The 14,105-nt window shown below is 58.3% G+C and carries 10 protein-coding genes; 7 read left to right on the forward strand and 3 right to left on the reverse strand.

Annotated elements, in window-relative coordinates; all coding sequences use genetic code 11:
- Positions 1-76: 76 nt before the first annotated feature.
- The 3 genes from tpiA to gap form a co-directional block, all read right to left on the reverse strand.
- Complete coding sequence (tpiA, locus tag RCH91_RS11625; RefSeq protein ID WP_306535110.1) at positions 77-832, reverse strand: triose-phosphate isomerase; 756 nt, start codon at positions 830-832, stop codon at positions 77-79.
- An 18-nt stretch (positions 833-850) separates the two neighbouring features.
- Positions 851-2,047: a phosphoglycerate kinase gene (gene pgk, locus RCH91_RS11630; protein WP_306535111.1), complete on the reverse strand. Its 1,197-nt coding sequence runs from the start codon at positions 2,045-2,047 to the stop codon at positions 851-853.
- Between the two features lie 103 nt (positions 2,048-2,150).
- The gene (gene gap / locus RCH91_RS11635) at positions 2,151-3,149 is read right to left on the reverse strand and encodes a type I glyceraldehyde-3-phosphate dehydrogenase (protein WP_306535113.1); all 999 of its coding nucleotides are present in this window, start codon (positions 3,147-3,149) and stop codon (positions 2,151-2,153) included.
- A 254-nt stretch (positions 3,150-3,403) separates the two neighbouring features.
- On the opposite strand from gap, the gene RCH91_RS11640 reads away from it, so the two are divergent.
- The 7 genes from RCH91_RS11640 (at position 3,404) to purF (ending at position 14,097) form a co-directional block, all read left to right on the forward strand.
- A complete protein-coding gene (locus RCH91_RS11640; protein WP_306535115.1) occupies positions 3,404-5,476 on the forward strand; it encodes an ATP-binding protein in 2,073 nt (690 codons plus the stop codon).
- Positions 5,477-5,604: 128 nt separating this feature from the next.
- A complete protein-coding gene (locus RCH91_RS11645) occupies positions 5,605-6,375 on the forward strand; it encodes an MBL fold metallo-hydrolase (RefSeq protein WP_306535116.1) in 771 nt (256 codons plus the stop codon).
- 75 nt (positions 6,376-6,450) lie between these two features.
- Positions 6,451-7,746, forward strand: coding sequence for an adenylosuccinate lyase (gene purB, locus RCH91_RS11650; RefSeq protein WP_306535117.1), 1,296 nt, complete (start codon positions 6,451-6,453; stop codon positions 7,744-7,746).
- The gene (locus RCH91_RS11655) at positions 7,739-8,821 is read left to right on the forward strand and encodes a mechanosensitive ion channel family protein (RefSeq protein WP_306535118.1); all 1,083 of its coding nucleotides are present in this window, start codon (positions 7,739-7,741) and stop codon (positions 8,819-8,821) included. The genes purB and RCH91_RS11655 overlap by 8 nt, the downstream gene beginning before the upstream one ends.
- Positions 8,821-11,811 carry a phosphoribosylformylglycinamidine synthase subunit PurL gene (purL, locus tag RCH91_RS11660; RefSeq protein WP_306535119.1) on the forward strand — a complete coding sequence of 997 codons (2,991 nt, stop codon included), beginning with the start codon at positions 8,821-8,823 and terminating at the stop codon, positions 11,809-11,811. Before RCH91_RS11655 ends, purL begins: the two co-directional genes overlap by 1 nt.
- Before the next feature lies 1 nt (position 11,812).
- Positions 11,813-12,640 (forward strand): phosphoribosylformylglycinamidine synthase subunit PurQ, encoded by an 828-nt coding sequence (locus tag RCH91_RS11665; RefSeq protein ID WP_306535120.1) that lies wholly within the window; start codon positions 11,813-11,815, stop codon positions 12,638-12,640.
- A gap of 59 nt (positions 12,641-12,699) precedes the next feature.
- Positions 12,700-14,097 (forward strand): amidophosphoribosyltransferase, encoded by a 1,398-nt coding sequence (gene purF, locus RCH91_RS11670; RefSeq protein ID WP_306535121.1) that lies wholly within the window; start codon positions 12,700-12,702, stop codon positions 14,095-14,097.
- The last annotated feature ends 8 nt before the right edge of the window (positions 14,098-14,105 follow it).

The following is a 14,105-nucleotide window of genomic DNA, read 5'->3' on the forward strand; positions in this document are numbered from 1 at the left end:
GTTCTCCAGAAAATATTAGCAACCTGGAATAAGTAGCACATCAGCCGGAAATTGCCAAGAGGGAATTGTCCGTTGGCTACGCTCCGTAGTTGACGATGGCACTAAATGAGTCAGCCTTGAGGCTCGCACCCCCAACCAAAGCTCCATCGATATCGGACTGGGCCATGAGTCCCTTTATGTTTTCGGGTTTCACGCTTCCTCCGTAGAGTATGCGTATGGCATCGGCAGTGGGGTGATCGTAGAGTTCGGCCACGACACCCCGGATAAAGGCGTGAGCCTCCTGGGCCTGATCTTCGGTGGCGGTCTTGCCGGTTCCGATAGCCCAGACCGGTTCGTAAGCGATGGCGATCCTGGCCAGATTTTCCTTCGTGAGACCGGTCAATCCGTCACGAACCTGGGTCCTGAGCACATCGAAAGTCTTGTCAGCTTCCCGTTCAGCGAGCGTTTCGCCAATGCAAAAGAGGACGGTGAGCCCCGCTGCCAGGGCAGCCTTGCTCTTGCGGTTGACGGTTTCATTTGTTTCGCCGAAATATTGCCGCCGCTCCGAGTGGCCGATGATCACATGGCTGCACCCGGCGTCGACGAGCATACCGGGGGATATTTCACCGGTGAAGGCACCTTCCTCTTCCCAGAAACAGTCTTGTGCTGCGAGCTTGATAGTGGATCCGGCTATTGCTCGCTTTACGGTGGCAAGCACCGTAAAAACCGGTGCGACAATAATCTCGACTCCGCCGACCGACTTGACAAGCGGGGCAAGGTTCATGACGAGGTCGACTGCCTCGCTGCTTTTTTTGAAGAGTTTCCAGTTTCCCGCAATGATCGGTGTTCTCATGGGTTCACTCCGTTCAAGTTACTTGCCGTTTTCTTCCAGAACCTTGATCCCGGGAAGATGCTTCCCTTCCAAGAGCTCCAGGAAAGCGCCGCCACCGGTGGAGATGTAGCTGATCTTGGCATATTCGCCGGCGCGGTGAACGGCCGAGTCAGTATCGCCGCCGCCGACGATGGTGAGGGCGTAGGAGTTGGCCACCGCTGAAACCATGGCGAAGGTGCCGCGCGAGAAGGCGTCCATCTCGAAAACCCCCATGGGGCCGTTCCAGATGATGGTCTTTGCGTTCTGGAGCGCCTCGCCGAAGAGAGTTACGGTAGCCGGGCCGATGTCGAGTGCCATCCACTCTTCGGGGATTTCCTGAATGGTGGTCACTTTGGTTTCAGCCTCGGGGTTGAAGCGGTCGGCCGCAACGCAGTCCACCGGCAGGTAGAACTTGACCCCCTTTTCACGGGCCTTGGAATAAGTGTTGCGGGCGGTCTCCAACAGGTCTTCTTCCACCAGTGACTTGCCAACGTTGTAGCCGAGGGCCTTGAGGAAGGTGAAGGCCATACCTCCGCCAATGATGATTTTATCAACTTTATTGACCAGGCTCTCAAGGACTTCCAGTTTACCCGACACCTTAGCACCTCCGAGGATGGCGACCAACGGTCGGATTGGCGTCTGCATCGCCTTTTCGAAGTAGTTCATCTCATTTTTCATGAGGAAACCGGCAGCGACGATGGGGAAAAACTTCGTGATGGCTTCAACGGATGCGTGGGCCCGGTGGGAGACGGCGAAGGCGTCGTTGATGTAGATGTCGCAACTGTTGGCCAGGGCTTTGGCGAAGCCGTCGTCGTTTTTCTCTTCACCTTCGTAGAAACGGACGTTTTCGAGCAGGAGAACATCACCCGGGTTCAAGGCGTCGATCATCTTCTTGACGTCGTCGCCGATGCAGTCAGGGGCCAGCGGCACATCCTTGTTGAGGAGACGGGAGAGACGTTTGGCAGCCGGCGCCATGGAATACTTGGGCTTGCGTTCTCCTTTTGGGCGGCCAAGGTGGGAGGCGAGAATAACCTTGGCGCCGGCGTCCAGGGCATAGTTGATGGTGGGGAGGACAGCCCTGATCCGGGTGTCTTCGGTTATATTCTGGTTTTCGTCGAGGGGAACGTTGAAGTCGACCCTGATGAATACCTTTTTCCCGTGAAGGTTGTCGATTTCGTTTATGTAGCGGATTGCCATGGAAACCTCCTGAAACCGTTGCGGTCCAGATGTTGTGTAATAACGGCGACAAATGCATAAAAAAAGGGGGGAACGAGTTCCCCCCTTTGTAGGTGATGGGTGATTACTGCGCGATGAGTTTCATAAGGTCGACAACACGGTGGGAGAAGCCGGTCTCGTTGTCATACCAGGAGAGGACCTTGACCATGTTCCCTTCGATCACCTTGGTGCAGCCGGCGTCAACAATGGAAGAACGGGCATCACCGTTGAAGTCGATGGAGACGAGGGGCTGTTCCTCGTAGCCGAGAATATTTTTGAGGGAACCCTTCGAGGCTTTGCTGAAGGCCGCGTTGACCTTGTCTGCGTCGGCTTTCTTCGCGAGGGTCACAACCAGGTCCACGACCGAGACGTTGGGGGTCGGCACCCGGATTGCCATGCCGTCCAGTTTCCCTTTAAGTTCCGGCAGAACAAGGGAGACCGCCTTGGCGGCACCGGTGGAAGTGGGGATCATCGACATGGCGGCGGCGCGAGCCCGCCGCAGATCCTTATGGGGCAGGTCGAGGATCTGCTGGTCGTTGGTGTAGGAATGAACCGTCGTTACCAGGCCCTTCTCGATGCCGAAAGTCTCGTGAAGCACCTTGGCCACGGGGGCGAGACAGTTGGTGGTGCAGGATGCATTGGAGATGATGTTATGCTTCTTTGGATCATAGAGGTGGCTGTTGACACCCATGACGATGGTGATGTCTTCGTTGGTGGCGGGAGCGGAGATGATTACCTTCTTGGCGCCGGCCTTCAGGTGCAGTTCGGCCTTTTCGCGGGAGGTGAAAAGGCCGGTGGCCTCGAGGACCACATCGACTTTTTCTTTTTTCCAGGGGAGTTCTTCTGGGTTCCTTACGGCAAGAACCTTGATCGGTTTACCGTTGACGATGATTTCGCCGTCGCCAGCTTCGACCTTGCCGGGGAAAATGCCATGCACGGAGTCATACTTGAGCAGATGTGCGAGGGTCTTGGCATCGGTGAGATCGTTAATGGCGACGAACTCTATGCCTTTCTCCTTGATCGCTGCACGGAGCACGGAACGCCCGATTCTGCCGAAACCGTTGATTGCAACCCTTAGAGCCATTGAACCCTCCTGTTGATTGATGTGTAAACAAATTAGGAAACTTTGTTTGTAAACTTCTCCATAATAATCAAGAAGTTTATGACACGTCAACTCTTTTGTCCTCTGAAAGGTCGACGCTGAACGGGACCGAAGAGAAAGGGCGAGTACCATGAAAAACATATGTGGTGGTATTTTAGTGGTCGTTGTACCGGTGAAATGTGATAGTATGCCCCCGTGAAAACAAGCTCACCACCTTCGCTTTCTTGATATACTCCATGAAGAAAACCCTTGAAAGAAGGATTATCCTTTTTGCCGTCATTATCCTTTTTCTCACGATTACCGTTAATTCGGGAATGGACATCGTGGGGTTCAGGAGGGATTATGTTCAGGCGCTTATCCTCAGGTCCCAGAGTCTCGGCTCTTCCCTTCGGGCAAACATCGAGAAGGTGGTGGGACTCGGTCTGGATGTCCGGGATATTGATGACCTGAGCGATAAATGCCGCGAGGTTGTCACATCAAGCCCCGAGATAGCCTACTGCATTATCACCGACAATGAGGGGAAAATCCTCCACCTTAACGATCCCGTCTACCGCAATCTCCGTTTGGACATTATAAAGAAATCATTGACGACCCGCCTTGATCAGAACATTCACCTCATCGGGGAGGACGGTTCCTACTACGACACCGTTACTCCGGTCCGTTCCCCTGACGGCAAGCAGGTCGCCCTTGTACATATTGGTTTCTCGGTGCACGTCGTATCCGAGAAGGTGCAGGCAATAGTTCTGCGCTCTCTTGTTCTGCTCGCCATTGTGTTTCTGATCTCATTCTCACTGGTGGTGATCTTCGTCAAAAGAAGCATTGGCCAGCCCATTGCTGCCCTGCTCGGCGGGGTCAAGAAGGTGTCAGAGGGTGATTTTGAACACCGGATCGAGGAATTGCCTGTCGGTGAATTCAATGATTTGGCCAGTAACGTAAACATCATGTCCGAAGCCCTCAAAAACCGTGAAGAGGAGATCAGACGCAATTACCAGGAATTGGAGAATATCCACACCGACCTTCACTCCTCGTACCTGAAACTTGAAAGCCTGAGCCTTGATCTGGAAAAATCGGAAGAGCTCTACAAGTCCCTTCTCGCTGACGCCAGTGACGCCATTGTAGTCATCGACGAGAACGACATAGTCAAGATGGTCAACAAGATGGCAGAAGACTTCTTCGGACACGATGCCGACGAATTCGTCGGGCTTTCCCTCAGCCGGATGCTTACCCTGGTGGGCACCCAGAATACCCCCATCGTCTACAATTTTTTCCAGGAGGCAGGGAAGGGGAGGCATGTGGCTGAGGAGATCAGGTTTTACCGGAAGGATGGGGAACTGGTCGTCGGCCTCATTCACGCCAACATCATCACCATCGGTGCTGAGAAACTCATTCAGGCCATCATTCGCGACGTAACCCGCGAGCGGGAGATTCTCTTCAACCTGGAAAAGAGCGCGGCGGATCTGGCCCGGCTTAACAAGATGAAGGATTCGTTCCTTGGCATTGCATCCCACGAGCTCAAAACGCCCCTGACCGTCATCATGGGTTATTCGGAGCTTATCCTTACGGATTTGCCGGGCAAGGTCGACCCCAATGTCCTCGACATGGTTAACAACATAGCCAATGCCGCTGCGCGCCTTGACAGCATCGTCAAGGATATGGTCGATATTTCGATGATCGATGAGAAGAGGCTGCAACTCAAACTCGACGAAGTGGACGTGAACCGCCTCGTGGAGGATTCGCTGAACGAACTCCGTTTCTTCGTATCCATGCGCAAGCAGCAGCTGGTCCTCGAGCTCGATGATTCCGTTCCTCCCGTCAAGGGGGATACGGTGAGGCTCATGCAGCTTCTTTCGAACGTCATTGGCAACGCCATCAAGTTCACGCCCGACGGGGGAAGGATTACGGTCTCCACGCGGGCCAAGTACCTCCTGCGTTCCAAGCAATCGCCATCGGCGGAGATGATCCAGCCGGTAGTCAACATCGGCAAGGATCAGCACCTCTATGTGGAGATTACCGTGGCGGACACGGGCATTGGCATTGACATTGACGACCAGCTCAGGATTTTCGACAAGTTCTACGAAGCGGGGAACATCGAGGAGCACAGCTCGGGAAAAGTGGCCTTCAAGGCCCGGGGAGCAGGGCTCGGGCTTTCTATCTCCAAGGGAATTGTGGAGATGCATGGCGGTGAAATCTGGGTGGAGTCGCCCGGCTACAATCCCGACCAATTTCCCGGATCCACCTTTCACATTGTTCTCCCCCTAAACCCCGTTACCGGCGATGGCACCATCGATTATCTCAATCTCCTCAAGTAGCCTGCTGCCTGATTTCATTAAAAAAAACTTCCGTGTTTAACCTTGAATATAACCCTCCTTTCGGGTATAAAATTTGGTTTGCCGGACGGTTGAGTGAGATGTTTCCATAGCCGATGGACGGAGGATTTGTGAGAGTGTGCCTGCTCGCCAGCGGGAGCAAAGGAAATTCCCTGTTCATCGAGATGGACGGCACCAGGATTCTTGTCGATGCCGGCCTTTCAGCCCGAGAGATCGTCCGCCGGCTTGCCGTCATCGGCGTAGATGCTGCGGACCTGGACGGGCTCTTCATAAGCCACGAGCATGTGGACCACGTGAGAGGGGTTGGCGTTCTCGCCCGAAAGTATAGAGTGCCGGTCTACGTCAGCTATCCAACCCATCGGGCAGTTCACGAGGGAATCCGTGACTCCTCGGTCATCGAGTTCGAATCGGGCTATTCCTTCGGCTTTCGGGATCTCCTCATTGACCCTTTTCCGATCACCCACGACGCCTGCGATCCGGTCGGCTTCACCGTCGAGAGCCGGGACGGAAAGGTCGGGGTCGCCACTGACCTCGGCACGGCGACGCGGCTTGTGGCGGACAAGCTCAAGGGGTGCCGAGTTCTTATTCTCGAATCGAACCACGATGAAGACATGCTGATGGGGGGACCGTACCCCTGGCACCTGAAGCAGCGGATCAAGTCCCGCCATGGGCATCTTTCCAATGGTGATTCCGCGGCTCTGCTCGCTGATGTGCTTCACCCCGGTCTCGAAGGGCTATTCCTTGCCCACCTGTCGGAGGTCAACAACGATCCGAACGTGGCCCGGGAAGTTACCGTGAACCTTCTGGCTGCCCAGACCACCTGCTCCCCCCGGCTCATCGTCGGGGACCAGTACCATCCGAGCGAAACACTGATCCTCTGACAACGAAAATTCGGGACCGGACGCTACCTGCGATACCGGCACCGTTACTTCTGCAATGACGAAGGAGACGCCACCGTGATCGAACGTTACAGCCGTCCTGAAATGACCCGCATCTGGGAAGCACGCAACCGTTATCAGAAATGGCTCGACATAGAAATCTTCGCCTGCGAGGCCCATGCCGAACTGGGCAATATCCCCCACGAGGCCGTTGAACGGATCAAGTCCAAGGCCGACTTCGACGTGGAACGGATCGACGAGATCGAGCGGACCGTCAAGCACGACGTCATCGCCTTCCTCACCTCAGTGGCAGATTACATCGGCGATGACTCCCGCTTTGTCCACCTGGGCCTCACCTCATCGGACGTTCTTGATACCTCCTTTGCCATGCTCCTGGCCGAGGCATCTGACCTCATCATTGACGACATCAAGCGCCTCATGGAGGTGATCAAGCGCCGGGCCTTCGAGCACAGGGACACACCGATGATGGGGCGCTCCCACGGCATCCATGCCGAGCCGGTAACCTTCGGCATTAAAATGGCGCTCTGGTATGACGAGATGCGCCGCAATCTGCGCCGCATGGAGGCTGCCCGCGAGACAGTCGCCTACGGGAAGATCTCCGGGGCGGTCGGCACCTTCGCCAATATCGATCCGAAGGTTGAAGAGTACGTCTGCAAGAAAGCCGGCCTCAAGCCCGCCCCCTGCTCGACCCAGGTGATCCAGCGGGACCGCCACGCCGAGTTCTTTTCCACACTCGCCATCATCGCCAGTTCCATCGAGAAGTTCGCGGTTGAGATTCGTCACCTGCAGCGGACCGAGGTCCTGGAGGCCGAGGAATACTTCAGCAAAGGGCAGAAGGGCTCTTCGGCCATGCCCCACAAGCGCAACCCCGTCCTTTCGGAGAACCTGACCGGTCTGGCTCGCCTCATGCGGGGCTACGCGGTGTCGGCCATGGAGAACGTGCCGCTGTGGCATGAGCGGGACATCTCCCATTCGTCGGTGGAGCGGGTCATCGGCCCCGATGCCACCATCGTCATGGACTTCATGCTCAACCGCTGCATCGGCCTCATCGACAACCTCGTCGTCTATCCCGAGAACATGATGAAGAACCTCAATCTCATGCGGGGGCTCATCTTCTCCCAGCGTGTTCTCCTGAAGCTTGCCACTGCCGGCGCTTCGCGGGAGAAGGCCTACGAACTCGTCCAGCGCAATGCCATGAAGGTATGGGAGCAGGGTAAGGATTTCCAGCAAGAGCTCCTGGCCGATACCGAGGTGCGCAGTTTTCTCCCAGAAGAGGAGATTCGCGAAGCATTTGATCTCAACTATCACCTGAAGCACGTGGGAACCATCTTCACGAGGGTCTTCGGTGGATAGCATTCTCGATTTTCTTCGGCTCGAGGCCTCTGACCATCTCCTTCTCTTCTGGCTGAAGGAGATCCTCGTCGCCGTCGTCATCTTCACGGTCTTCTGGGGGCTTTCCCTGGTTGTCCGGTATCTCCTCACCACCTGGGTGCCCCGGTTGACCGCCTTTACTCGCACCGGCCTCGATGACCGGATCATCCAGAGGGTGACGCCGCCTACCTGTATCCTGGTTGTTTTCGCGGGCCTCTACTTCGCTGTCAGGTCTCTGCCGCTCCCCGATAAGGCCCATGTGGTTTCGTCAGGGGCGGTGTATATTTTTAACATCATCGTCGTGACCATTATCGTCGAGCGGATCATTGCGGAGCTCCTCGAATGGTACGGCGGAAAGCTTACCGAGCGGCACGGCGCCGGGATTGACCGACATATTATCCCGCCCCTTGAGAAGATCATTACGATTTTCCTTGTAGGCATCGCACTGATGGTGACGCTCAGACATTTCGACTACGACATCCTCTCGGTCGTGACGGCTCTGGGGATCGGCTCCCTAGCCATCGGTCTGGCTGCAAAGGATACCTTGGCCAACATGATCTCCGGCTTTACCCTCATGGTTGACCGGCCGTTCCGAATCGGCGATCGAATCCAGCTCACTACTGGCCAGTGGGGAGACGTGGCTGACATCGGCCTTCGCACCACAAAGATTAAAACCATCGACAACACCCTTCTCGTCATCCCCAACTCCGAGCTCTGCAATACGACCCTGATCAACCTGACCTTTCCCGATTTGAGGGCAAAGGGTAGGGTGAACGTGGGAGTTGGCTACGAGAGTGATGTGGAGAAGGTCAAGGGCATTCTGGTGGATACGGCCCTCGGTGTTCCCGAGGTGCTGCGTGATCCTGCTCCGGAGGCCTTTTTCGTCTCTTTTGGCGACAGCGCTCTCAGTATGTCGCTTTTCTTCTGGGTCGAAGACTACACGCGGCTCTTCGCCGTTACCGACCTTATCAACGAACAGATCATCAACCGGTTCAGGGAACACGGCATCACCATACCCTACCCGATACGGACCGTTCTCTTGGAAAAGGAAAGCTAATGGCGAGACGAATCGAGATTGCCCTCAGGGAAGGTGTCCGCGACGCCCGTGGCGAGCGGATCAAGCGTGAGATCGAGCACTTCCTCCATCTGCCCGTGAATGCGGTGCGGACCATCGACGTCTACACCGTGGACGCGGAACTTTCCGAGGATGAGCTGGTGAAGGCTGCCTCGGAGCCTTTCTGCGACCCGGTCATCCAGGTCTGGAGCACCGACCGCCCCCTGGCCGCCGGCTTCGACTTCCTCGTGGAGGTGGGCTACCGCCCCGGGGTCACCGACAACGTGGGGCGTACCGGCCGGGAAGCGATCGAATACATCATGGGCCGCCCCATGGGCGCAGGGGAGGGGGTCTACACCTCGGTCCAGTACCTTCTGAGCGGAAAACTTTCCCGCACTGACGTGGAGCGGATCGCCCGGGACCTCCTCGGCAACGCCCTCATCCAGCGCTTCGTGGTTCTCGATGCGGCTGAATTCGCTTCACAAGGCGGAGTGCCGGCCTACGTCCCCAAGGTTCAGTCCCAGACGCACATTCAGGTCAGGGAGATTGACCTGGAGGTCTCCGACGATGAGTTGATGCGCATCAGCAAGGACGGGGTTCTTGCCCTGACCCTCGAAGAGATGAAGATCATCCAGGCCCACTACCGGGACCCGCGGGTTCGTGAGGACCGCCTGAAGGTGGGACTCGGCACGAAGCCCTCCGACGTGGAGCTGGAATGCCTGGCCCAGACCTGGTCGGAGCACTGCAAGCACAAGATATTCGCCGGCACGGTCCACTACGAGGATGAACACGGCAACCGACAGGAGATCAAATCCCTCTTCAAGTCGTTCATCCAGCGTACCACCAAGGATGTGCGGGAGAAGCTGGGCGACAAGGATTTCTGCCTCTCGGTCTTTAAGGACAACGCCGGGGTCATAAAGTTCAATGACGACTGGTCCCTGGTCTTTAAGGTGGAGACTCACAACTCCCCGTCGGCCCTCGACCCCTACGGCGGGGCGCTCACCGGCATCGTCGGGGTGAACCGGGACCCCTTCGGCACCGGCAAGGGCTCGAAGCTCATCTTCAACACCGACGTCTTCTGCTTCGCCGATCCGTTCTACGACAAGCCCCTGCCGTCGCGGCTCCTCCATCCGCGCCGCATCTTCGAGGGGGTTGTGGAAGGGGTCGAGCACGGGGGCAACAAGAGCGGCATCCCCACGGTCAACGGCTCCCTCGTCTTCGACGAGCGCTTCGCCGGAAAACCCTTGGTTTTCTGCGGCACGGCCGGGATCATGCCGGCCACCCTGAACGGCGAGCCGGGCCACGAGAAGTCCATCAAGCCGGGGGACCTCATCGTCATGACCGGCGGCCGGATCGGCAAGGACGGCATCCACGGGGCCACCTTCTCCTCCGAGGAGCTGAACGAGAACTCGCCGGTCACGGCGGTGCAGATCGGCGACCCCATCACCCAGAAACGGATGTTCGATTTTCTGATCCGCGCCCGGGACAAGGGACTCTACCGGTTTATTACCGACAACGGCGCCGGCGGCCTTTCGTCGTCCATCGGCGAGATGTCGGGCGAATGCGGCGGCTGCCGGATGGATCTGGAAAAGGCTCCCCTCAAGTACCCGGGACTCGACCCGTGGGAGATCCTTATTTCGGAGGCCCAGGAGCGGATGAGCCTTGCGGTTCCGCCCGAGAATATCGACGAGTTCATGGCCATGGCCAAGCGCTTCAACGTCGAGGCGACAGTGCTCGGCGAATTCACCGACAGCGGCTACTTCCATATCCTCTACGGTGACCGCACGGTGGCCTGGCTTCCCATGGAGTTCATGCACGAGGGGCTTCCACCCATGCAGCTTCCGGCAAAGTGGGTGCCACCGCGCCATGAGGAGCCGTCTGTCGAGGCGAAGGGTGATCACACCGCCGACCTGAAGCAGCTTCTCGGCGCTCTTAACATCTGCTCCAAGGAGTCGGTGGTCCGCCGCTACGACCACGAGGTCCAGGGAGGAAGCGTCGTGAAGCCCTTCACCGGCGTAGCCAACGATGGCCCCTCCGACGCCGCGGTGGTCCGTCCGATCCTCGACTCCTTCGAGGGTGTCGTGGTTGCCCACGGCATCTGCCCTCGGTACTCTGACATCGATACCTACCACATGACCGCCAACGCCATCGACGAGGCCCTGCGCAACTACGTGGCCGTGGGGGGCTCCCTGGATCTCGTGGCGGGGCTCGACAACTTCTGCTGGTGCGACCCGGTGAAGTCGGAGAAGACCCCCGACGGCGAATACAAGATGGCCCAGCTGGTCCGGTCGAATCAGGCACTCTACGACGTCTGCCTTGCCTACAACCTGCCGCTCATCTCCGGCAAGGATTCCATGAAGAACGACTTCTACGACGGCGCCACCAAGATCTCCATCCCGCCGACCATCCTCTTCTCGGTCATCGGCAAGATCGAGGACGCCCGCAAGAGCGTCACCATGGACGCCAAGCGCCCCGGCGACATCGTCTATCTGCTGGGCAAGACCGGCAACGAGCTTGGTGGCTCCGAATACCTGGCCCTGCGGGGCGCCATCGGCAACTCTGTCCCGACGGTGAATCCCGAGAAGGCTCTCAAGCGGTACAAGGCCCTCCATCAGGCCATCACCGACGGGCTTGTGGCCTCATGTCACGACCTTTCCGATGGCGGCCTCGCCGTGGCCGTGGCCGAGAAGGCCTTTGCCGGCGGCTGCGGCATCTCCGTGGATCTGGGCCGTGTCCTCTGGACGGGTGACGACGCCACGCGGAACGATGCGGTCCTCCTCTTTTCCGAGTCAGCATCGCGGCACCTGGTGACGGTACGGCCCGGGAACCGGGAGGCCTTCGAGGCAGCCATGGCGGGGAACTGCTTCTCGTCCATCGGCGTGGTGACGGAGGAGGGGATAGTTACCGTCACGGGCATTTCCGGAGAAACGGTGGTCAAGGCGGGAATCGACGAACTGAAAGAGGCGTGGCAGAGCCCGCTGAGGGAGCTGTAACATGGCAAAAGCACGAGCGATAGTAATAACCGGCAACGGTACCAACTGCGAGGTGGAGGCGGCCCACGCCTGCAGGCTCGGCGGCTTCGACGAGGCGGTCATTGCCCACATCTCGGACCTTCTATCGGGGGATGTCCGGCTGGACGATTTCCACTTCATCAACCTCACCGGCGGATTCCTCGACGGCGACGACCTGGGGAGCGCCAAGGCCCAGGCGAACCGGCTCCGGTACGCGAAGGTGGACGACCTGGCCGAGCACCTCATCGACCAGTTCACCCGCTTCATCGACGCGGGCAAGCTGATTCTCGGGGTCTGCAACGGCTTCCAGCTCATGGTGAAGATGGGGCTTCTGCCGGCGTTGGACGGCTCCTATCTCAAGCAGACCGCCACGCTGACCTTCAACGATTGCGGCCGGTTCCAGGACCGCTGGGTCTATCTCAAGGTGGATCCCGCGTCTCCGTCGGTCTACACGAAGGGGGTGAAGAAGGGGCTCTACCTTCCGATGCGTCACGGCGAAGGGAAATTCGTGGTCGACGGTCCGGCTACCCTTGCGGCCATCGAGGCGAAGCATCTGGCGGTCTTCAAGTACTCCGACGCCGCCTATGGTCAGCCGGTCATGGAATTTCCCCTGAACCCCAACGGGTCAGTGAACGCCATTGCCGCCCTCTGCAACGAGACCGGCCGCCTCATGGGGATGATGCCCCATCCAGAGGCCTTCGTCCATCGGACTCATCACCCCCGCTGGACCCGCGAAGAGCTTCCCGAGGAAGGGGACGGCCTTGCCCTTTTCAAGAACGCTGCCGAGTATGTCAGAATGAATCTGCTGTAAAACCGCTGAAACCGGGCGGCTGCCTTCGTGTAGCCGCTTGGTTCGTGCATGGAGACGGAATGAAGCTTTACAGACCTACGGAAGAGTGCGGAATTTTTGGTATTTACGGTCATCCCGAGGCGGCAAACCTGACCTACCTCGGCCTCTACGCCCTCCAGCACCGGGGACAGGAAGCCTGCGGCATCGTTTCCTCGGACGGACGAAGCCTCCATGTTCACCGGAGCATGGGTCTGGTGGCCGATGTCTTCGGCGACCAGGAGATTTTCCGCAATCTCCCGGGCGAGGCGGCCATCGGTCACGTCCGCTACTCGACAACCGGGGACTCGGTCACCAAGAACGTTCAGCCCATCAAGGTCGACTATTCCCGGGGCTCCATCGCCGTGGCCCACAACGGCAACCTGGTTAACGCCCAGATGGTCAAGGACGAGTTGGAAGCGTGGGGCTCCATCTTCCAGACCACCATGGACACCGAGGTGATCCTTCACCTCCTGGCCACCTCCAAGCAGAACTCCCTGGAGGACCGGATTGCCGAGGCCCTCGGCCGCCTCAAAGGTGCCTACTGCCTCCTCTTCCTGACCGAAACCCGCATGGTGGCTGCCCGCGACCCCCAGGGGTTCCGCCCCCTCTGCCTCGGCAAGCTGGGTGACGGCTGGGTGGTTGCCTCCGAAAGCTGCGCCCTTGACCTGATCGAGGCTGAATTCATCCGGGAAATCGAGCCGGGAGAGGTTGTCGTCATCACCAAGGATGGCGTCACCTCCCATTTCCCCCTCAAGAAGGACGATGCAGCTCCTTGCATCTTTGAGTTTGTCTACTTCGCCCGCCCCGATTCCTACATCTTCGGCAAAAACGTCTATATGGTCCGTAAGGATTTCGGTCGGCAGCTCGCCCGGGAGCACCAGGTTGATGCCGATATCGTGATCCCTGTCCCCGATTCGGGGGTGCCGGCGGCGATAGGCTACGCCCAGGAGGCTGGGCTTCCCTTCGAGCTGGGGCTCATCCGCAACCACTACATCGGCCGAACCTTCATCGAACCCCAGCAGTCTATCCGCCACTTCGGGGTCAAGATCAAGCTCAACCCGGTGCGCGAGCTTCTGGAGGGGAAACGGGTCGTGGTCATCGACGACTCCATCGTCCGGGGGACCACCTCCCGCAAGATCGTCAAGATGGTCCGAAACGCCGGCGCCAAGGAGGTTCATGTACGGATCTCCTCACCCCCCACCAGTTATCCCTGCTACTACGGCATCGATACCCCCACCCGCAAGGAGCTCATCTCCTCGTCCCACACCATCGAGGAGATCCGCCGCTATATCACCGCCGATTCCCTCGGCTACCTGTCGGAGGAGGGGCTGCTGCAGGCCGTGGGGGCAAGTAAAACCCCCTACTGCAAGGCGTGCTTCTCCGGCAATTATCCCATTACGTTTCCCACGCTGGCGGCACCCCAGCTGGACCTCTTCTGAAAGGAGCA

The sequence above is a fragment of the Geobacter sp. genome, from assembly GCF_030834625.1.
Taxonomy (GTDB): domain Bacteria; phylum Desulfobacterota; class Desulfuromonadia; order Geobacterales; family Geobacteraceae; genus Geobacter.

What these genes read in the sequence shown, in the direction of transcription:
- tpiA (WP_306535110.1), bottom strand. Translation starts at nt 832, where the DNA reads ATGAGAACACCGATCATTGCGGGAAACTGGAAACTCTTCAAAAAAAGC.
- pgk (WP_306535111.1), bottom strand. Translation starts at nt 2,047, where the DNA reads ATGGCAATCCGCTACATAAACGAAATCGACAACCTTCACGGGAAAAAG.
- gap (WP_306535113.1), bottom strand. Translation starts at nt 3,149, where the DNA reads ATGGCTCTAAGGGTTGCAATCAACGGTTTCGGCAGAATCGGGCGTTCC.
- RCH91_RS11640 (WP_306535115.1), top strand. Translation starts at nt 3,404, where the DNA reads ATGAAGAAAACCCTTGAAAGAAGGATTATCCTTTTTGCCGTCATTATC.
- purL (WP_306535119.1), top strand. Translation starts at nt 8,821, where the DNA reads ATGGCGAGACGAATCGAGATTGCCCTCAGGGAAGGTGTCCGCGACGCC.
- RCH91_RS11665 (WP_306535120.1), top strand. Translation starts at nt 11,813, where the DNA reads ATGGCAAAAGCACGAGCGATAGTAATAACCGGCAACGGTACCAACTGC.
- purF (WP_306535121.1), top strand. Translation starts at nt 12,700, where the DNA reads ATGAAGCTTTACAGACCTACGGAAGAGTGCGGAATTTTTGGTATTTAC.